22 protein-coding genes are annotated in these 17,773 nt (G+C 64.0%); 20 read left to right on the top strand and 2 right to left on the bottom strand.

Translation table 11 applies throughout. The annotated features are described in order from the left end of the window. Together flgF and BRA1253DRAFT_RS15815 are read right to left on the bottom strand one after the other, a co-directional pair. Positions 1 to 729, bottom strand: a complete 729-nt coding sequence (gene flgF, locus BRA1253DRAFT_RS15820) for a flagellar basal-body rod protein FlgF (RefSeq protein ID WP_007595915.1) — start codon at positions 727 to 729, stop codon at positions 1 to 3. Positions 730 to 732: 3 nt separating this feature from the next. Then, on the bottom strand, positions 733 to 1,521 hold the full coding sequence (locus tag BRA1253DRAFT_RS15815; RefSeq protein WP_007595912.1) for a DUF1217 domain-containing protein: 789 nt from the start codon (positions 1,519 to 1,521) through the stop codon (positions 733 to 735). A gap of 142 nt (positions 1,522 to 1,663) precedes the next feature. Between BRA1253DRAFT_RS15815 and motA the strand changes: the two genes are divergently transcribed. The 20 genes from motA (at position 1,664) to BRA1253DRAFT_RS15715 (ending at position 17,772) form a co-directional block, all read left to right on the top strand. Beyond that, positions 1,664 to 2,563 carry a flagellar motor stator protein MotA gene (gene motA, locus BRA1253DRAFT_RS15810; RefSeq protein ID WP_007595905.1) on the top strand — a complete coding sequence of 300 codons (900 nt, stop codon included), beginning with the start codon at positions 1,664 to 1,666 and terminating at the stop codon, positions 2,561 to 2,563. Further along, complete coding sequence (locus BRA1253DRAFT_RS15805; RefSeq protein WP_007595903.1) at positions 2,560 to 3,498, top strand: flagellar motor switch protein FliM; 939 nt, start codon at positions 2,560 to 2,562, stop codon at positions 3,496 to 3,498. Before motA ends, BRA1253DRAFT_RS15805 begins: the two co-directional genes overlap by 4 nt. Then, on the top strand, positions 3,479 to 3,793 hold the full coding sequence (locus tag BRA1253DRAFT_RS15800; protein WP_007595901.1) for a hypothetical protein: 315 nt from the start codon (positions 3,479 to 3,481) through the stop codon (positions 3,791 to 3,793). The genes BRA1253DRAFT_RS15805 and BRA1253DRAFT_RS15800 overlap by 20 nt, the downstream gene beginning before the upstream one ends. Before the next feature lie 76 nt (positions 3,794 to 3,869). Further along, on the top strand, positions 3,870 to 4,250 hold the full coding sequence (gene fliN / locus BRA1253DRAFT_RS15795) for a flagellar motor switch protein FliN (protein WP_007595899.1): 381 nt from the start codon (positions 3,870 to 3,872) through the stop codon (positions 4,248 to 4,250). Positions 4,251 to 4,252: 2 nt separating this feature from the next. Further along, complete coding sequence (locus BRA1253DRAFT_RS15790; RefSeq protein ID WP_007595897.1) at positions 4,253 to 5,293, top strand: flagellar motor switch protein FliG; 1,041 nt, start codon at positions 4,253 to 4,255, stop codon at positions 5,291 to 5,293. Between the two features lie 13 nt (positions 5,294 to 5,306). Continuing rightward, entirely contained in the window at positions 5,307 to 6,392 is a 1,086-nt protein-coding gene (gene flhB, locus BRA1253DRAFT_RS15785) for a flagellar biosynthesis protein FlhB (RefSeq protein ID WP_007595896.1), read from the top strand. Positions 6,393 to 6,477: 85 nt separating this feature from the next. Continuing rightward, on the top strand, positions 6,478 to 6,858 hold the full coding sequence (flgB, locus tag BRA1253DRAFT_RS15780; protein ID WP_007595895.1) for a flagellar basal body rod protein FlgB: 381 nt from the start codon (positions 6,478 to 6,480) through the stop codon (positions 6,856 to 6,858). Positions 6,859 to 6,869: 11 nt separating this feature from the next. Beyond that, entirely contained in the window at positions 6,870 to 7,286 is a 417-nt protein-coding gene (gene flgC, locus BRA1253DRAFT_RS15775; RefSeq protein WP_007595894.1) for a flagellar basal body rod protein FlgC, read from the top strand. A gap of 2 nt (positions 7,287 to 7,288) precedes the next feature. Beyond that, positions 7,289 to 7,618, top strand: a complete 330-nt coding sequence (locus BRA1253DRAFT_RS15770) for a flagellar hook-basal body complex protein FliE (protein WP_007595893.1) — start codon at positions 7,289 to 7,291, stop codon at positions 7,616 to 7,618. 15 nt (positions 7,619 to 7,633) lie between these two features. Further along, entirely contained in the window at positions 7,634 to 8,422 is a 789-nt protein-coding gene (gene flgG, locus BRA1253DRAFT_RS15765; protein WP_007595892.1) for a flagellar basal-body rod protein FlgG, read from the top strand. A 13-nt stretch (positions 8,423 to 8,435) separates the two neighbouring features. Continuing rightward, positions 8,436 to 8,912, top strand: coding sequence for a flagellar basal body P-ring formation chaperone FlgA (gene flgA / locus BRA1253DRAFT_RS15760; RefSeq protein WP_083869858.1), 477 nt, complete (start codon positions 8,436 to 8,438; stop codon positions 8,910 to 8,912). Next, positions 8,909 to 10,039 (top strand): flagellar basal body P-ring protein FlgI, encoded by a 1,131-nt coding sequence (flgI, locus tag BRA1253DRAFT_RS15755; RefSeq protein ID WP_007595884.1) that lies wholly within the window; start codon positions 8,909 to 8,911, stop codon positions 10,037 to 10,039. The genes flgA and flgI overlap by 4 nt, the downstream gene beginning before the upstream one ends. A gap of 64 nt (positions 10,040 to 10,103) precedes the next feature. Then, positions 10,104 to 10,862 (top strand): MotE family protein, encoded by a 759-nt coding sequence (locus BRA1253DRAFT_RS15750; protein WP_007595880.1) that lies wholly within the window; start codon positions 10,104 to 10,106, stop codon positions 10,860 to 10,862. Continuing rightward, positions 10,863 to 11,558 carry a flagellar basal body L-ring protein FlgH gene (gene flgH / locus BRA1253DRAFT_RS15745; protein WP_007595879.1) on the top strand — a complete coding sequence of 232 codons (696 nt, stop codon included), beginning with the start codon at positions 10,863 to 10,865 and terminating at the stop codon, positions 11,556 to 11,558. Positions 11,559 to 11,600: 42 nt separating this feature from the next. Then, positions 11,601 to 12,044, top strand: coding sequence for a flagellar basal body-associated FliL family protein (locus tag BRA1253DRAFT_RS15740; RefSeq protein ID WP_007595878.1), 444 nt, complete (start codon positions 11,601 to 11,603; stop codon positions 12,042 to 12,044). Further along, entirely contained in the window at positions 12,041 to 12,781 is a 741-nt protein-coding gene (gene fliP, locus BRA1253DRAFT_RS15735; protein WP_007595877.1) for a flagellar type III secretion system pore protein FliP, read from the top strand. Before BRA1253DRAFT_RS15740 ends, fliP begins: the two co-directional genes overlap by 4 nt. 263 nt (positions 12,782 to 13,044) lie before the next feature. Beyond that, a complete protein-coding gene (locus BRA1253DRAFT_RS15730; protein WP_007595876.1) occupies positions 13,045 to 13,953 on the top strand; it encodes a flagellin in 909 nt (302 codons plus the stop codon). Positions 13,954 to 14,220: 267 nt separating this feature from the next. Beyond that, positions 14,221 to 15,132 (top strand): flagellin, encoded by a 912-nt coding sequence (locus BRA1253DRAFT_RS15725; protein WP_007595875.1) that lies wholly within the window; start codon positions 14,221 to 14,223, stop codon positions 15,130 to 15,132. A gap of 304 nt (positions 15,133 to 15,436) precedes the next feature. Next, positions 15,437 to 17,068, top strand: a complete 1,632-nt coding sequence (fliF, locus tag BRA1253DRAFT_RS15720) for a flagellar basal-body MS-ring/collar protein FliF (protein ID WP_007595874.1) — start codon at positions 15,437 to 15,439, stop codon at positions 17,066 to 17,068. Beyond that, complete coding sequence (locus BRA1253DRAFT_RS15715; protein ID WP_007595873.1) at positions 17,065 to 17,772, top strand: hypothetical protein; 708 nt, start codon at positions 17,065 to 17,067, stop codon at positions 17,770 to 17,772. The genes fliF and BRA1253DRAFT_RS15715 overlap by 4 nt, the downstream gene beginning before the upstream one ends. Position 17,773 lies beyond the last annotated feature (1 nt).

The raw sequence follows: 17,773 nt of genomic DNA, 5'->3' as shown, positions 1-17,773 counted from the left end.
CTATTTGCCGGGTTCGCCCAGCGTCCGGATTGCGTTCTGGAGCGAGCTCTCGGTGCCCTCGATCATCGAATTGGTGCCGTCGAAGGCGCGCGAGGCCGCGATCAGCTTCGTCAATTCCATCATCGGATTGGCGCCGGAGCCCTCGACATAGCCCTGCTTGAAGCCGTCGCGGGAGAAGTCGGCGATGGCTGTCGCAGGCCGGTTGGGCGTGACGCCCGAATTGCCGTAGCGGTCGAGATTGGCGTCGGCGGGAATGTTGAACAGGCCGATGGTGCCGATTTCGTTGTTGTCCTGGGTGATCGCGCCGCTGCGCGCGATCGAGACCGGTCCGCCATTCGGATCGAGGGTGATCTGCGCGCCGCCGGAATCGATGACCGGGAAGCCGGACACGGTCTGAAGGTCGCCGTTGGCGGCGATCTGGAGGCGGCCGTCGCGCGTATAGACCGTGCCGTTCGGACCGGCGAAGGCGATCCAGCCCTGTCCGACCACGGCGACGTCGAGCGGGTTGCCGCTCTCGGTGATGCTGCCCATCTCGCGCGAGATGATGTTGTCGCCGGGCGAGGAAAAGGCGACCGGGTTCGCGCCCGCCTTGGACAGCACCGTCTCGAACTTCACCACGTCGGTGCGGAACGCCGCCGTGTTGACGTTGGCGACGTTGTTGGCGATCGTCTGGAGGCGCTTTTCGAGGGCGACCTGCGCCGACAATCCTACATAGAGGGCCGATTGCATGACTTACCTGTTGAACTTGATGTTCTGAAGTGTCGTGAGCACGTTGCTATCCATGCTGATCGACGGTGCGGCGCCGCCGATCAGGACCAGCGCCGGGTTGGTCGAGGTGTCGCTCTGGGCCTGGGTCGCATCCCACATCGCCGCGAAGCGCTGCACGAATTTGGTGACCTTGGCCGGGTCCTGGAAATCGGTGAGCTTGATCTTGCTGGTGATCATCTTGGCCTGGGCATCGATATCAGCCGAGCTGATCGTCGATGGCAGCCCGAGCGCCGTCTGGACCACTTGCGTCATCGCCTTGTCCGCGAGGATCTGGTAGGAATTGGTGATCGTGGAGGCCTTGCGCGTGAAATAGAGCGCCAGCCGCAGGCCCTCGTTCTGGTCGCCGGCCTTCTCCTCCATCGTCTGCGTGACGTATTGGGTCGCCGTGCCGGCCGTGGCGGCGGCGGTTTGTGTCGCCTTGTCGCCAAGGGCGGCGAAATTGAACGCGGCGGCGAATTGCCGGTAGCGGGTGTCGGTCAGCTTGTTGGCGAAGGTCTTGTTGTCGGCGATACCCTCGGTCAGCACCTTGCGCATGAACGCCTTGGCGTAGGTCATGTCGCTGAGGCCATATGCCTTCATCGCGTAGGAATAGAGGCGATAGTCCTTCAGGAAGTCGTCGATGGTCTTCACGTTGCCGATGTGGCTGAGGAAGTAATCGGTATCGCGGCTGACATCCGGCTGCGTCGCGACCTGTGTCAGCGACTTGCCCATGTCCTTGGTCAGTCTGGTGTAGTCCGCGATGGTGGATAGCATGACCCGCGCCCCTCTGGCCGCTCTCGCGACGTCGTCCCAAGCTGCCGTGAATCGCTTGCGCGAGGCTGGCGAGGGGGAAGCCAGCCTCGCGCAAGGCTCGCCGACTAGATATTCCCGATGGGATCGGTGATGGAGCGGCGCGTTGGGCAGTTTCGTGGGGATCGTCATCACGGTAGCGGCACTGCTGGGCGGATTCGCCGCCATGGGCGGGCATCTGGGCGTGCTCATGCAGCCGTGGGAGTTCGTGATCATCATGGGCACCGCGGCCGGCACCTTCATCATGGCCAATCCCTGGAAGACGGTCGCGGATACCGGGCTTGCCTGCGTGCAGGCAGTGACGGGGGCGGTGCCCGGCCAGCGCTACTATCTCGATCTGCTCGGCGCGCTGCACGCGCTGATGCGGGAGCTGCGGGGCAAGGGCCGCAACGAGGTCGAGGCGCATATCGACGATCCCGCGTCCTCCGAGATCTTCAAGGCGTTCCCGAGCGTGCTCGGAGATCCGTCGCTGCTCCAGTTTATCTGCGATTACGTCCGTCTCATCATCATGGGTAATGCGCGAACGCACGAGATCGAAGCGCTGATGGACGAGGAGATCCACACCATCGTGAAGAGCAAGCTGGCGCCCTACCACGCGCTGGTGGTGGTCTCGGAAGCTCTGCCTGCGCTCGGCATCGTCGCCGCGGTGCTCGGCGTCATCAAGGCCATGGGCGCACTCGACCAGTCGCCGAAGCTGCTGGGCGGCTTCATCGGCGCCGCCCTCGTCGGCACTTTCGCCGGCATTTTCCTGTCCTACGGCATCATTTCGCCCTTCGCGATGAAGGTGAAGATGACGCGCGAAAAGCGTTGCCGGCCCTACATCATCGTCAAGCAGACGCTGCTGGCGTTCATGAACGGCGCCATGCCGCAGATCGCCGTCGAGCACGGCCGCAAGATGATCGCGAGCCCCGAGCGGCCCTCGATCGACGTCGTCGAGAACGAGACGATCGCGGGGCCCAAGCCGGTCGTGACCGAGGTTGAACCGAAGGCTGCGCGCGCATCATGATGGAAGCCCTCGACGTCGATCAGCGCAAGCCGCTGCCGAACTATCTGCTGGACGCCGCCGGCATCTCGATCGAGCGCATGCCGATGCTCAATGTGATCTTCGATCGCATGGCGGCATCGTGCACGGACAGCCTGCAGCCGATGGCTGGAACGCCATGCTATTTCTCGGTCAACGGCATCACCAACGACCGTGTCGGCGACATCGTCAAGGACTACGAGGCCAACGCGGTTGCGGCCGTGCTCTATGCCGAGCAGTGGGACTCCCGCATCATCATCATGCTCGACCGCGACTTCGTGTTCACGATGGTCGAGGCGATGTTCGGCTCCGATGGCGCCGAACCGCCGCTCGACGTCGAGCGCAGCTTCTCGAACATCGAGATCCGCCTGGTCCAGGCGCTGTTCGAGCGGTTCGCCAAGGCGCTGCAATCCGCTTTCGCCGGCACCTCCAACGTCACCTTCCGCGTCGAGCGGGTCGAGACCGCCATGGCGTCGCTGGCGATCGGGCGGAGCGGCAACATGTCGATCTGCGCGAACATCATGCTGCAGGCGCTCTACCGCGGCGGTCAGATGTTCCTCATCATTCCGCACTCCGCGCTCAACCCGCTCAGGCAGAAGCTCGCGACCGTCGTCGTCAGCGACGGCCGCGCGGCCGATCCGCGCTGGCGCGAGCAGATGGAGACCGAGGTTCACCGCACCGAGGTGACGCTGAGCGCCGTGCTGGACGAGAAGATGATTTCGCTCGGCGACGTTGTGAAGTTCCAGGTCGGACAGGTGCTCGAGCTCGAGGCCACGCCGCGCACGCTGGCCCGGCTCGAGAGCAACAACCAGGTGCTGTTCTGGTGTCAGATCGGCCAGCTTGATGGCTATTACGCCATGCAGGTGGCAGATCCCGTCGATCAGAAACGGGAGTTCGTCGATGATATCCTATCTCGTTGATGCCGTGCTGCTGATCGCGCTCGCCTTCACCAGCATGCGGGTGACCCGGATGCATCGTGAGCTGGCGCGGCTGCGCAGCTACCAGGGCGAGTTCTCGACGATCGTCCAGGAGACGGCGGGCACCTTCGACACGGTCATCACCGCGGCGCATGATTCTACCGCAAATCTCGGGCGGCTCGCCAACGTGCTGAGCACGAAGATCGATCAGGCCAACGAGGCGATCGCGGCGCTCGATGCGAGGAGTGGGCTCGGATCCGCGGCGACCGCGGGCGGCGCCGACGTGAACAAGCATTGAAGCCGAAACCGGCGGAATAAATACGGTCGGAACGTCGCGGCGCTCCGGGAGTGGAAATACCAAGAGGCGATACCAGATGGCGCAATCCTTCGATTATGAGTCAGCATCGGCGTCCGACGAGGGGCATACCGAGACATCTCCGCTGGAGCGGCTGGCGGAGATCGCCGCGCGCACTGCGGAGGAGACCGGCAAGTTCGCCAATGTCGATGCCATTCTGCGCATTCCCGTGACCATGCAGGTGGTGCTGGGATCGGCCACCATTCCGGTGGCAAATCTGATGAAGCTCGGCCGCGGCGCGGTGGTTCCGCTCGACCATCGGGTCGGCGAACCCGTCGACGTCGTCGTCAACGGCCGCGTCGTCGCCCGCGGCGAGGTGGTCGTGGTCGAAGAAGACAATTCCCGCTTCGGCGTCTCGCTCACCGAAATTGTCGGGCCGTTGGGACAGGGTGATACCTGACCATGGCGGCACAGGTCGGCATGGCTCCCATCAAGCAGCGAGGCGTTGCCACGCTGGGCGGGACGGAGAAGGTCGCGGCACTCCTGCTCGCCATGGGCCGGCAGGCGGCCGCGAGCGTGCTCGCGCAGTTCGAGCCGCAGGATATCCGCACCGTTACAAAGGCCGCGGCCGAGCTGCGGCCGATCACGGCGCAGGAACTCGAAGCGATCGTCGAGGAGTTCGCCCAGCAATTCTCGATGGGCGCCAACATTCTCGGCACCCTCGGCGGCCTGGAAGCCGTGCTCGGCGACGTGCTTCCGGCCGACCAGGTCTCGGCCATCATGTCGGACCTGCTCGGCAATTCGAGCCGGTCCGTGTGGGACCGCGTCTCGTCGGTGTCGGAAAACTCGCTGGCAAGCTACCTGTCCAAGGAGCATCCGCAGACCGCGGCGCTCATCTTGTCCAAGGTCAAGCCGTCCTGCGCCGCCAAGGTCATGAGCCAGCTGCCGTCGAGCCTGCGCAACGAGCTGATGCGGCGCGTGCTCAGCCTCAAGCCGATCGTCGACGACGCCCTGAGGGTCCTCGAGAAGACGCTGCATGAGGATTTGACGCTGAACTTCGCCCGCAACCTCGGCGCGGACACTTATGCCCGCGTCGCCGACATCATCAACAAGATGGAGCGCGGACACATCGAGGACATGCTCAAGAGCCTGTCGGAGAAGCGGCCGAAGTCGGCCGAAGTGCTGAAGGAGCTGCTCTTCACCTTCGACGACGTGACCAACCTGACGCCGAAGGCGCGCACCATGATCTTCGACCAGGTGCCGACCGATCGCATCGTCATCGCGCTGAAGGGCACCGACAAGCACTTCCGCGAGATGATCCTGTCCTCGGTCGCCTCGCGCGTCCGCCGGGTTGTCGAGCACGAACTCGCCATTGGCGAACCGTCGAACCAGCGCGACGTGCTGGAGGCGCGGCGCGTGATCACCGACCTCGCGCTCGACCTCGCGGAAAAGGGCGAAATCGAGCTCAACCCCGAGCAGGAGGATGAGCTGGTCTTCCGCTGACCGCTGAACCGGCATGGCAGAAACAACCGATCAGGAGAGCAAGACAGAAGAGCCGACCGAGAAGAAAGTCCGCGATGCGCTCGAACAGGGCAAAATCCCGGTCTCTCGGGAGGCTTCCATCTTCGCCTCGATGGCCGCGCTGATGGTGATCCAGATGTTTCTGATCGGTCAGGGCGTGCAGCAATTGACGCCGATGCTGACGGGCTTTCTCGATGATCCCGACGGTTTCCCTCTCAGCACCGGGGCCGACGCCCTCAATCTTCTTACCGTGGTAGGCCTTCAGGCATTGCGATTCCTGGTGCCGCTAGTCGTCACTCTGTCGGTGTTCGGGCTGGCAGCGTCGCTGTTGCAAAATGCTCCCAGCCTGGTGCTCCAGCGCATCACGCCGGACCTTTCGCGAATCTCGCCGCTCAGCGGCTGGAGCCGGCTGTTTGGATCGCAGGGCCTTGTCGAGTTCGCCAAGTCGCTGTTCAAGCTCGCCGCGGTGACTATCGTCGTCGTGTTCGTTCTGCGCTCGTCGGAAGCGAAGGCGTTCGAGGCGATGTACACTGATCCGGTCGCGCTGCCGGAGATGATTCTCAATATCGCCATGCGAATCGTCTCGGCGATCTGCATCGCGACCATCGTCCTGGTCGCGGTCGATCTCGCCTGGGCGCGCTTCCACTGGCGGCGCGAGCTGCGCATGACGCGGCAGGAGATCAAGGACGAGCACAAGCAGGCCGAAGGCGATCCGCTGATCAAGGCGCGCCTGCGCTCGCTGGCGCGCGACCGCTCGCGCCAGCGCATGATCGCCTCCGCATCGCGCGCGACGTTGGTGATCGCGAACCCGACGCACTTCGCGATCGCGCTGCGCTACAATCGCGAAGAAAATCCGGCGCCGATCGTCGTGGCCAAGGGCATGGACGTGATTGCGCTGAAGATCCGCGAAGTCGCCGAGCAGAACCGAATTCCGGTGATCGAGAACAAGGCGCTGGCGCGCGCGCTCTACGAGGCGGTTCAGGTCGACCAGGTGATTCCGGCGGAGTTCTTCCGGCCGGTCGCCGAGATCATCTACTTCCTGCAGTCCAAGCAGACGCCGCGGTCCGAGAAGGTCCAGTAGAATTCCGAGGACGGCGTCTGTTCCATCAGCCTGACGAAAGCTTGCGACCCTAAGGTTACACCGTCTGAACCAGAATGGTGCTGCCGTGGGACCGCTCTATCTCTTCGAACTCGCATCGTCGCAGGCGCGATACCTCGAGCTCCGCCAATCGACGATCGCCACCAACGTCGCCAACGCCAACACGCCGGGCTTCAAGGCGCGCGACGTCGAACCCTTCAACAAGGTGCTCGACGGCATGCCAGTGAGACTGGCGACCACGTCGCCGTCGCACCTGCAGCTCTCCCCAGGCGAGAGCGACACGCGGGCGACCGCGAAGAAGGACAGCTGGGACGTGGTTCACTCCGGCAATTCCGTCAGTCTCGAGCAGGAAATGATCAAGGGCAGCGACGTCAGTCGCGACTACTCGATGAACTCGGCTATCGTGCGGTCGTTTCACCGCATGCTGCTGTCGAGCGCGAAGACCTGAGGTGAACTGACATGCTGGACTCACTGCAATCCTCGTTGACGGTCGCGAGCTCCGGGCTCGAAGCGCAGTCGACGCGCATGCGCATCGTCTCGGAGAACCTCGCCAACGCGACGTCGACGGGGCGTGCCGCCGGCGCCGATCCCTATCAACGCAAGACGATCACCTTCGATGCAGCGATGGACCGCGCCTCGGGCGCGCAGCTGGCGAAGGTCAAGGAAATCGGCGTCGACACCACGCCGTACCGCGTGGAGTACGAGCCGGGGCATCCCGCTGCCGACAAGGCCGGCTACGTCAAGCTGCCGAACGTCAACATGATGATCGAGATGGCGGACATGCGGGAAGTCAACCGCTCCTATGAAGCCAATCTCCAGGTCGTGAAACAGGTGAGGTCGATGCTGGGCATGACCATCGACCTGCTGAGGAGCTGACAATGCTTGAAGCAATTTCATCCACGGCGATCTCAACTGCGCAGGCGGCGAGCCGCGCGACCGAGGCGCAGGCCATCTCGCCGGCGGCCACGCCCGCGATCCAGTCCGGCGGCGACGTCGGATTCGAATCGGTCATGAAGCAGGTGACGACGGACGCGATCGGGACGCTGAAGGCGGGCGAGGCGGCCTCGATCTCGGCGATGCAGGGCAAGGAATCGACGCGGCGCGTCGTGGAGGCACTGATGTCGGCCGAGCAGGCCTTGCAGACGGCGGTCGCAGTTCGCGACAAGGTCGTGCAGGCCTATCAAGAAGTCGTTCGGATGTCGATCTGATCAAGGAGTGACGCTGTGAAATCGCTTGCTATCGCGGCCACGGGCATGAACGCCCAACAGACCAACATCGAAGTCATCGCGAACAACATCGCCAACATCAACTCGACGTCGTACAAGCGGGCGCGTGCCGAGTTCACCGATCTGTTCTACCAGATGGACCGCATGCAGGGCGTTGCCAACACCAGCGGCTCCTCGCCGATTCCGGAAGGCGCCAATCTCGGCCTCGGCGTCAAGTCGGCGGCGATCCGCAAGCTGCACATCCAGGGCGCGCTCACGCAGACAGGCAATCCCTACGACATGGCGATCAACGGCCGCGGCTGGTTTCAGGTGCTCGGCCCGAACAACGAGGTGCAGTATACCCGTGCCGGCTCGTTTAACACCAATGCCAACAGCCAGCTCGTCACGACCGACGGCTATCTGCTGGATCCCGCCATCACGGTGCCGCAGGGAACGGTCCAGGTCACGGTCAACCAGACCGGACAGGTGTTTGCCAAGCTGGATACGGAAGTGAACCCGAGGCAAATCGGCCAGCTCAACCTCGCCAATTTCGCCAACGAGGCCGGCCTCGAACCGCTGGGCAGCAATCTCTATCGCGAAACCACGGCGTCCGGCACGCCAGTCGTCGGGCTGCCCGGCGATTCCGGCTACGGCAAGATCAACCAGCAATATCTCGAAGCCTCGAACGTCGACCCGGTCAAGGAAATCACCGAGTTGATCTCTGCCCAGCGTGCCTACGAAATGAATGCCAAGGTCATCCAGGCCTCGGATGAAATGGCCCAGACGGTCTCGAAGGGCATGCGCTAGTTCCGGTGTATCCATGTTGAACAGGATGGGCTCGATCATGCGCGGGTTGGCCGCCGTGCTGCTGGTTCTCGTCTCGGCGCGTCCCGCCGCGGCCGAGGAGAAGCGGCTTCCCGTGCCGGCCGTCTCGATCCGCGCCGGCGAGCTGATCCGTGACGACATGATTACCGAGCGTGCCTTCGCGCCGAACGTGCTCGGCGTGGCCATGTTCATCGAAGGACGCCAGGTCCTGGTCGGCCGTATGGCGCGTCGCGCGCTGCTCCCCGGCCAGCCGATCCCGACCAACTCGGTGGAGGATCCCTGGACGGTCGCCCGCGGCGCGATGGTCAAGGTCGTGGTCGAAGACAGCGGCCTGTCGATCGTGACCTACGGCGCAGCGATGCAGTCGGGTGCGCCCGGCGCGCTCATCCCGATACGAAATACCGATACGGGCGTGATCATCAGGGGCGTCGTCCAGCCGGACGGCACCGTCAAGGTCGTGGACGGGTCATGACCAGAGTCCTGCTTGCGCTCGTCCTGCTCGTTTCCGCCGCCAGCGCCCAGGCCGCCGTCCGCATCAAGGACATCGCGGACATCAAGGGATTGCGCGAAAACCAGATCGTCGGCTACGGCCTCGTCATCGGCCTGAACGGCACCGGCGACACGCTCCGCAATGCGCCGTTCACGGAGCAGTCCCTGCAATCGATGCTCGAGAACATGGGCATCAATGTCCGGAACGAGACCACGAGCACCAACAATCCGCCGCGTCCGACGACGCTGCGCACGCGCAATGTCGCGGCCGTGATGGTGACCGCGGACCTGCAGCCCTCGATCGGTGCGGGCGAGCGCATGGACGTGACCGTGTCGTCGCTCGGCGATGCGACCTCGCTGCTCGGCGGCACCCTGGTGATGACGTCGCTGCGCGCGGCGGACGGTGCGGTCTACGCGGTGGCGCAAGGCGCGGTCACGGTCGCCGGTTACAGCGTGGGCGGTCAGGCCCAGAACGTCAGCCAGGGCACGCCGACCGCGGGCCGCATTCCGAACGGCGCGCTGGTCGAGCGCGAGGTGCAGGGTAGCCTCCACGAAATGGAGTATCTTGTGCTGGAGCTCAAGAACCCCGACTTCGTCACCGCAACGCGAATCCTCGACGCCATCAATCGCTACGCGGGCGGACGCTACCGCGCGCAGATCGCCTTCGAGCGCGACTACCGCACCATCGTGCTGTCGAAGCCGCGCCATATCGGACCGGTCCGCTTCCTCGCCGAAATCGGCGAGCTGACCGTAGAGCCGGACACGCCGGCGCGGGTCGTGATCAACGAACGTACCGGCACCGTGGTGATCGGACGCGACGTACGGATATCGACCGTTGCCGTGACGCACGGCAATCTGACGGTCCGCGTCACCGAGCTTCCCGTGGTGTCGCAACCGGCGCCCTTCTCGAAAGGGCAGACGGTGGTCGTGCCCCAGACCGTGGTCGAGGCCAACGAAGCCGGATCGCAGGTGGCGATCCTGAGCGGCGTCGATCTCCAGCGCCTGGTGCGCGGCCTGAACCAGATCGGCCTGAAACCATCCGGCATCATCGCGATCCTCCAGGCGATCAAGACGGCCGGCGCCCTCCAGGCGGATGTCATCGTGCAATGACGCGTAAGCGCCGTGCAAGCTTGGTCGCTCAATGCTCTCTCGACCGAGAATCGTACGCGGGCCGATGTTGAAGCTGGATCATAAAGCCAAACTCCTCCTCTTGGTCGCGGCCTCCGCGCTCGCGAGCGCTTCGCCCGTTCTGGCGCTGGATGAGGCCAAGCCGTCGAAGCCGCTCAACCTGCTGTCCTTCGCACGCGCCCGCGCGCCTGGCCCGCAGAAGCCGATCTCGTCGATCCCGAGCGACAATGCATCGATGCGAGCGACGGCGTGGGCAGCCGAAGATTCGGGACCCGCGACCACGGGTGCCGTGCCGGCCTCCGAGAAGCCCGCGCCGGCAGCCACAGCCGCGCCGCGACCGGCCAAGCCTGGCAGCGTCACGGCGCCGCCGAAGCCGGTGCCGCCCCCGGCCGCTGCAACCGCGGACAACGAAGTCGCCCTGTTCTGCAGCAATGTCGCCGACCCCGCCGTCGATGCAAGGCTGGCCTGGCAGCTCAAGGAGCTGGAGAAGGCCGAGAACCAGCTGCGCGAGCGGATCGCCGAGGTCGAGGCCAAGCGCGCGGAATATGAGAAGTGGATGGCATTGCGCGACGACTTCCTGAAGAAGGCCGAAGCGAGCGTCGTCGAGATCTACTCGCGCATGAAGCCGGATGCCGCCGCAACCCAGATCGCCGGAATGGCAGACGAGACGGCTGCGGCCGTGCTCGCAAAGCTCAGCCCGAGGAGCTCGAGCGCAATCTTCAACGAGATGGAGACGGGGCGCGCGGCGCACCTCGCCGATCTGCTCGGCGGAATGCGTCGCGTGGATGACGGAAAGACCAAATAGATGAAGAACCTGATCCTCATCCTGTCGCTGTTCTCGCTTGCCGGATGCGTCACTGTGCCGGCCGAGGTCCTGACTGGCCCGCGATTGTCGCCGGTCGGGAGCGGGCTGAGGACGCAGGCCGATCCGATTCCCGTGACGCCCCGTATGCACTCGCCCGTCAGCTATCGCTCGACCTGGGACGATGGCACCGACCTCTACCGCGATCCCCGCGCCCGGCGCGTTGGCGACGTCGTGACGGTGATCATCTCGATGCAGGACAAGGCCAAGCTGGACAACAAGACCGGCCGCTCGCGAGATTCGCAGATCAAGTTCGGGCTCGACTGGCTGATGGACGTTGCGGGATGGCAAGACAAGGGCTCGACGAGCGCCAACCTCAACACCAACACCCAGATCAAGGGCAACGGCCAGATCGACCGCACAGAGGATATCAAGCTGTCGATCGCGGCCATCGTCACCGACGTGCTGCCGAACGGCAATATGATGATCAGCGGCTCGCAGGAATTCAAGGTCAACACGGAAATGCGCGTGCTCAACGTCGGCGGCATCGTGCGTCCACGTGATATCTCGAGAACCAACACGATCTCCTACGAGAAGATCGCCGAGGCACGCGTGGCCTATGGCGGTCGCGGAAATCTCTCTGACGTGCAGCAGCCTGGATGGGGACACCGGATCTATGACGCCGTGGCACCGTTCTGAGATGCGCGACCGTCGGGCCGCGTCGCGGGGGCAGGGGACGTCATGCGCCTGATTGCAGCCATCCTGGTGTTGACCCTGATCGCGATCGGTGCGGGCGCGCTTGCCGGCCTGCATCTGTTTGCGGCCGCCGAGCGCGTCGCCGATGCGAAGAAAACCGCCACGCCGCCGCCTCTTGCCTCGAGCTACGCCGGCAGCGCGCGGCTCAGGAAGCTGTCCCCGATCGTGACCAATCTTGGCGCGCCGGCCAACAACTGGGCCCGCATCGAAGCCTCCATGGTGACCGAGAGCATGAGCGACGAGGATGCCGGCATCCTGGCGGCCCATGTCAGCGAGGACATCGTCACCTATCTGCGGTCGGCGACGGTGGCGCAGTTCGAGGGATCGCGCGGGCTTCAGCACCTGCGCGACGACCTGACCGAACGCGCCAATATCCGCTCCTCGGGCAAGATCCGCGAATTGATCATTGAGACGTTGGTGATTCAGTGAAACTGAGAGTCCTGCTGCTTGCGTTGCTCCTGGTCGTGCTGCCCGAAGTGGCACTGGCCCAGATTCCGGACCTCAATTCGCTGCTGCCGCCGGGCAACGGCTCGACCAGCGGCCGGATCATCCAGCTGATGGCGGTGATCACGGTGCTGTCCGTGGCGCCGGGACTGCTCATCATGGTGACGAGCTTCACGCGATTTGCGGTGGCGCTGTCGTTCCTGCGGGCCGGTCTCGGCCTCCAGACCACGCCGGCAAATCTGGTGCTGATCAGCCTCGCGCTGTTCATGACCTTCTACGTGATGGCGCCGACCTTCGACCGCGCCTGGGAAACCGGCATCCAGCCGCTGATGAAGAACGAGATATCGGAGGAAGAGGCCTATCTGAAGATCACCGATCCGTTCCGTGAATTCATGCTGGCCCATGTTCGCGACAAGGATCTGCAGACGTTCGAATCGCTGGCCGCGGAGAGCTTCCGCAGGAAGTTCGACGACAAGCGCGTCGACATGCGCGTCATCATTCCGGCCTTCATGATTTCCGAGCTCAGGCGCTCGTTCGAAATCGGATTCCTCATTATCCTGCCGTTCCTCGTCATCGACATGATCGTGGCGACGCTGACCATGTCGATGGGCATGATGATGATGCCGCCGACGATCCTCGCACTTCCGTTCAAGATGCTGTTCTTCGTGCTGATCGACGGCTGGAACCTGCTCGCCTCCGGGCTAGTGCGGTCGTTCTCGTAACGGCAACGAGCGCCAGAGGGATGGTTATGGTTAGCGAGAAGTACCGCCCTATGGTTAGCAATAGGTACTGTTAACCATCTGATTTTACAGCGTAATTCAAGCCGATCTTAATCTGCGCGCAAGATTCGGCGTGTTAGCAATGCGGCACGGCGGGTTGGACCCACCCATATCAGTCCAAAGGCATGATGCCGCCCCTCCGTACCGGTGAAAGCCCGGTATGTCCCCTCGTGAAAATGTAACGCGTACATAAAGGGACATTCGCAATGTCAAGCCTGCTTACGAACTCGACCGCCATGACCGCACTCCAGACCTTGCGGTCTGTGAGCTCGCAGCTCTCCACCACGCAGACCCGCATCTCCACCGGCCAGCGCGTCTCGACCGCCTCGGACAACGCTGCCTATTGGTCGATCGCGACGTCTATGCGCGCCGACAACGCCGCGCTCTCGGCGGTCTCCGACTCGCTTGGTCTGTCGGCCGCGACCGTCGACACCGAATATACCGCTCTGACCACGGTCATTGGCGACAAGGACTCCGGGCTGACCAAGCTCCAGTCCCTGCTGGTCGAAGCCAAGACCGCCGGTATCGACCGCAGCAAGATCCAGGCCGACGTCACCCAGATCCAGCAGCAGATGAAGGCGACAGCCAGTGCGGCGACCTTCAACGGCATCAACTGGCTGAGCACGACCGCCACGACGCCGACGACCTTCAGCCTCGTGTCATCGTATTCGCGTATCGGCGGCACGCCCACCATCGGCTCCATCACCGTGACGACCGCCAACTACTCGCTCTACACCTCGGCGCAGGGCGGCATTCTGGACACGGCTGGTTCGACCGCTCCGTCGATCGACACGATGAGCATCTCCGCACTGACCGACTCGGCAGCTGACCAGACCACGCTCGATGGCTACATCGCGCAGGTCACCGCTGGCATCAACTCGGTTGCCTCGGCCGCCGCCAATCTCGGTGCCGTCAAGAACCGCCTCTCGACCAACACGGACTTCGTGAAGTCGCTGATGGACTCGGTGGACCGCGGTATCGGCCAGCTCGTCGACGCCGACATGAACCAGGAGTCCACCCGGCTGTCGGCCCTCCAGGTCCAGCAGCAGCTTGGCGTGCAGGCGCTCTCGATCGCCAATAACAGCAGCCAGAGCATCCTGTCGCTGTTCCGCTAAACCTCGAACCATCCGGGGAGGGCCGCGCTTCTCGTGAAGCGCGGCCCTTTCGCTTGGCCGTGACGTCGCGCGCCGTAATTTCGGCTGCCCTGTTGCGGTCAAGACACAGGGCCACAAGCCCCGCACAAGCTTCGTGGGCTATCGTCGCCGTTACGACAGGTTGGGCCTTGACGCTTTTGCGCAGCCCAAAGGCATGACGCCGCCCTGCCGTACCGGTGCAAGTCCGGTATGTCCCCAACTCAATCCAATCTCCAAAGGGACATCAAAATGGGTTCTAGCCTCCTCACCAACTCGTCTGCAATGACCGCGCTGCAGACCCTTCGCAACGTCAGCTCGCAGCTCGCGACGACGCAGAACCGGATCTCAACCGGTATGCGTGTTTCGACCGCCTCAGACAACGCCGCCTATTGGTCGATCGCGACGTCGATGCGCTCCGACAACGCCGCGCTTTCCGCGGTTTCCGACTCGCTCGGTCTGTCGGCTGCGACCGTCGACACCGAATATACTGCTCTGACCTCGGTCATCGGCGACAAGGACTCCGGCCTGACCAAGCTCCAGGCGCTGCTGGTCGAAGCCAAGACCGCTGGTATCGACCGCACCAAGATCCAGGCTGACATCACCCAGATCCAGCAGGATATGAAGCTCAAGGCCAACTCGGCGACCTTCAACGGCATCAACTGGCTGAGCACGACCGCCACGACGCCGACGACCTTCAACCTGGTGTCGTCGTACTCGCGCGTCGGCGGTACGCCCACCATCGGCTCCATCACCGTGACCACCGCCAACTACTCGCTCTACACCTCGGCGCAGGGCGGCATTCTGGACACGGCCGGTTCGACCTCTCCGTCGATCGACACGATGAGCATCTCCGTGCTGACCGACTCGGCGGCTGACCAGACCACGCTCGACGGCTACATCGCGCAGGTCACCGCCGGCATCAACTCGGTGGCCTCGGCCGCCGCCAATCTCGGTGCCGTCAAGAACCGCCTCGCGACCAACACTGAGTTCGTCAAGACCCTGATGGACTCCGTGGACCGCGGTGTCGGCCAGCTCGTCGACGCCGACATGAACGCGGAATCGACCCGGCTTCAGGCGCTCCAGACCCAGCAGCAGCTCGGCGTTCAGGCGCTCTCGATCGCGAACCAGAACAGCCAGAGCATCCTGTCGCTGTTCCGCTAGGCCGCGGCTTCGAAAACGACCGTGCTCCTCAGGGAGCACGGTCTCCGCCATGAACGGCGGATCTGACGGCACACGACGTGCTCACATCGACCTCCTGACGCCACCTTCCAGGCAACATGCCGTCGCCGATCGCACCGCGATGCGACCGGACGTCCGCTTGTTGCCGACGCGCGCGATTGCGTCACTCAGTCTCTTGTAAAATTGCAACGCCTCGCCTGCGAACCGACACATTCGTGGTCTCGCGCAACCTTCAGACAAGGTTGGCAGCAGAGTGTCCTCTACGTTCGCATTGGTATGAGGTCACATGCTGTTCAGTCGTGCGCAGATACAGCAACTGCTCAACAATCTGCTGGAGCTTGGGCCGCGACGCCTGATGGCCTTGGGATTGATCGGTTTCGCCGTTCTCGTCACCGTCGTGGGCGGCGCCTATTATCTGAGCCGGCCTGAATTCGAAACGCTCTATACGGGCCTTTCCCGCGAAGACGTGACGCGCATGGGTGCCGCGCTGCGCGAGCAAAACATTACCTTCGACGTCAACACCGCCGGCGACGCGGTCTCGGTGCGTCCGAGCCAGACCATGCAAGCGCGGATGCTGCTCGCCGAGAAGGGGCTGCCGACCAGCGCAAATTCCGGCTACGAGCTGTTCGACAAGATCGGGTCGCTGGGTTTGACCTCGTTCATGCAGGAGGTCACCAAGCTCCGGGCGCTGGAAGGCGAAATCGCCCGCACGGTGCAGTTGATGAAGGGCGTGAAGGCGGCGCGGGTGCATATCGTGATGCCGGTGCGGGGGTCGTTCCGCGCGACGCAGCAGCCGCCTTCGGCATCGGTCGTGCTGCGCACCGACGGCGCGATCGAGGCACGCACGGCGCAGTCGATCCGTCATCTCGTCGCGGCGGCCATTCCGGGCATGACTCGCGACAAGGTCACGGTGCTGGACGCCGACGGTTCGATGCTGCTTGCCGAAGAGGACGAGGCGACTGCTGCTCCGACCAAGATGGCGAGCCTGCAGAAGACGGTCGGCGGGATGGTGCAGGAGAACATCCGCAAGGCGCTGACGCCGTATCTTGGCCTCGACAATTTCGAAGTGAGCGTTGCATCGCAGCTCTCCACCGACAAGCGGCAGATCAACGAAACCGTCTACGATCCCGAAAGCCGCGCCGAGCGCTCGGTCCGGAATGTCCGCGAGAACGAGAAGTCACAGAACGCGGATCGTTCGCAGCCGACCACGGTGCAGCAGAATCTTCCCGACCAGCAGGTGAACGCCGGCGGCACCAAGAATTCCAGCGAGGACAAGACTCGCCGCGAGGACGTCACCAATTTCGAGGTCTCGTCCAAGACCACGACGACGGTGAGCGACGGCTATTCGGTAAAGAAGCTGTTCATTGCCGTGCTGGTGAACCGCGGGCGGCTCATTGCCGACCTCGGCGACAAGAGCAACCAGGCCATCGTCGACAGCAAGCTCGCCGAGATCAGCCAACTCGCGGCCACGGCCGGCGGGCTGGATAAGGCGCGCGGCGACCAGATCCAAGTGACGGCCGTCGATTTCATCGAGGGCTCGCGCGAACTGGCGCCGGTGCCGCCGATCAGCTTCGTCGAGATGATCAACAAGCAGCTCGGTAGCGTCATCAACGCGGTCACGATCCTGGCCGTCGCTTCGATGCTGGTGTGGTTCGGACTTCGTCCTGCAGTCAACGGCATTCTGACCCATCGCGCGGCGCAGGAGCAGACCGAGGCGGCGGAAGCTGCCCAGCTCGAGGCGGCCGCCGGCGCCCTTGCATTGGCGGACAGCGAGGAGAGCGAGCTCAACCTGGTCGAAGACCTCGAAGGCAAGATGCAACGAACGCCGCAGAAGCGGCTGGAGCAGATCGTCCGTCTCGATCAGATGCAGGCGGCAGCGATCCTTAAAGACTGGATGCGACGCGAGGAGGCGGCATGAACGCGGCAATCGGAAAGCTCCTGACGCAATTCGACGCGAACGGGCGGGTCAAATCGCCTCCGCCTCCACCGCCGCCCAAAATCCAGGATGTGCTGACGAGGCCGAAGGAAGCCCGGCGCGAGCCTCAGCCGCAGTCCCAGACCCATTCGCAACCGCAGTCGCAGCCGCAGCTTCAGTCGCCGCCTCCGGCGCCGAAGGCGGAAGCCCCGGCGGCCAATCTCCTGGACGATGCCTTTCGGCGCGGGCATGCGGCCGGCGTCGCGGAGGGCGAGTCCAGGATCGCCGAGGAAAGAGTGCGCAGCGCGATCCGACTCGGCGAAGAGCGGGCCAAGTGGTCCGACCAGCAGGCGGTGGCGGTCGTCAGCGGCTTCGAGACGGCTTGCCGCGAAATCGAGACCAACATCGCGAGCTCCGTAGCGCGGATATTGCTGCCGTTCCTCGCCGATGCGGTCCGCGACAAGGCGATCGGGTCGCTGGTCGAGCAGATTGCGGCGCTGACCGGCAATTCGCCGGTGCCGGTGTTCAAGGTCACCGGCCCGAGCGAACTGCTCGACCTGGTGAAGACGCAGCTCGGGACGGCCCGACGAACGGGCTTCGAGTATGAGGCCGCCGATACTTTTGAGGTTCGCGTCGTGGCCGACCAGACCGTGATCGAGACGCAGATCACGGCCTGGAGCGAGCGCCTGAAAGAGGCGCGCCGGTAGT

Origin of the sequence: Bradyrhizobium sp. WSM1253 (assembly GCF_000244935.1) — a bacterium.
Taxonomy (GTDB): Bacteria; Pseudomonadota; Alphaproteobacteria; order Rhizobiales; family Xanthobacteraceae; genus Bradyrhizobium; species Bradyrhizobium canariense.
Note: the sequence above shows the minus strand (reverse complement) of the source record. Positions and strands in the feature narration are given on the sequence as shown.

What these genes read in the sequence shown, in the direction of transcription:
- flgF (WP_007595915.1), bottom strand. Translation starts at nt 729, where the DNA reads ATGCAATCGGCCCTCTATGTAGGATTGTCGGCGCAGGTCGCCCTCGAA.
- BRA1253DRAFT_RS15815 (WP_007595912.1), bottom strand. Translation starts at nt 1,521, where the DNA reads ATGCTATCCACCATCGCGGACTACACCAGACTGACCAAGGACATGGGC.
- BRA1253DRAFT_RS15805 (WP_007595903.1), top strand. Translation starts at nt 2,560, where the DNA reads ATGATGGAAGCCCTCGACGTCGATCAGCGCAAGCCGCTGCCGAACTAT.
- BRA1253DRAFT_RS15800 (WP_007595901.1), top strand. Translation starts at nt 3,479, where the DNA reads ATGATATCCTATCTCGTTGATGCCGTGCTGCTGATCGCGCTCGCCTTC.
- fliN (WP_007595899.1), top strand. Translation starts at nt 3,870, where the DNA reads ATGGCGCAATCCTTCGATTATGAGTCAGCATCGGCGTCCGACGAGGGG.
- BRA1253DRAFT_RS15790 (WP_007595897.1), top strand. Translation starts at nt 4,253, where the DNA reads ATGGCGGCACAGGTCGGCATGGCTCCCATCAAGCAGCGAGGCGTTGCC.
- flhB (WP_007595896.1), top strand. Translation starts at nt 5,307, where the DNA reads ATGGCAGAAACAACCGATCAGGAGAGCAAGACAGAAGAGCCGACCGAG.
- flgC (WP_007595894.1), top strand. Translation starts at nt 6,870, where the DNA reads ATGCTGGACTCACTGCAATCCTCGTTGACGGTCGCGAGCTCCGGGCTC.
- BRA1253DRAFT_RS15770 (WP_007595893.1), top strand. Translation starts at nt 7,289, where the DNA reads ATGCTTGAAGCAATTTCATCCACGGCGATCTCAACTGCGCAGGCGGCG.
- flgA (WP_083869858.1), top strand. Translation starts at nt 8,436, where the DNA reads ATGTTGAACAGGATGGGCTCGATCATGCGCGGGTTGGCCGCCGTGCTG.
- flgI (WP_007595884.1), top strand. Translation starts at nt 8,909, where the DNA reads ATGACCAGAGTCCTGCTTGCGCTCGTCCTGCTCGTTTCCGCCGCCAGC.
- BRA1253DRAFT_RS15750 (WP_007595880.1), top strand. Translation starts at nt 10,104, where the DNA reads ATGTTGAAGCTGGATCATAAAGCCAAACTCCTCCTCTTGGTCGCGGCC.
- flgH (WP_007595879.1), top strand. Translation starts at nt 10,863, where the DNA reads ATGAAGAACCTGATCCTCATCCTGTCGCTGTTCTCGCTTGCCGGATGC.
- BRA1253DRAFT_RS15740 (WP_007595878.1), top strand. Translation starts at nt 11,601, where the DNA reads ATGCGCCTGATTGCAGCCATCCTGGTGTTGACCCTGATCGCGATCGGT.
- BRA1253DRAFT_RS15730 (WP_007595876.1), top strand. Translation starts at nt 13,045, where the DNA reads ATGTCAAGCCTGCTTACGAACTCGACCGCCATGACCGCACTCCAGACC.
- BRA1253DRAFT_RS15725 (WP_007595875.1), top strand. Translation starts at nt 14,221, where the DNA reads ATGGGTTCTAGCCTCCTCACCAACTCGTCTGCAATGACCGCGCTGCAG.
- fliF (WP_007595874.1), top strand. Translation starts at nt 15,437, where the DNA reads ATGCTGTTCAGTCGTGCGCAGATACAGCAACTGCTCAACAATCTGCTG.
- BRA1253DRAFT_RS15715 (WP_007595873.1), top strand. Translation starts at nt 17,065, where the DNA reads ATGAACGCGGCAATCGGAAAGCTCCTGACGCAATTCGACGCGAACGGG.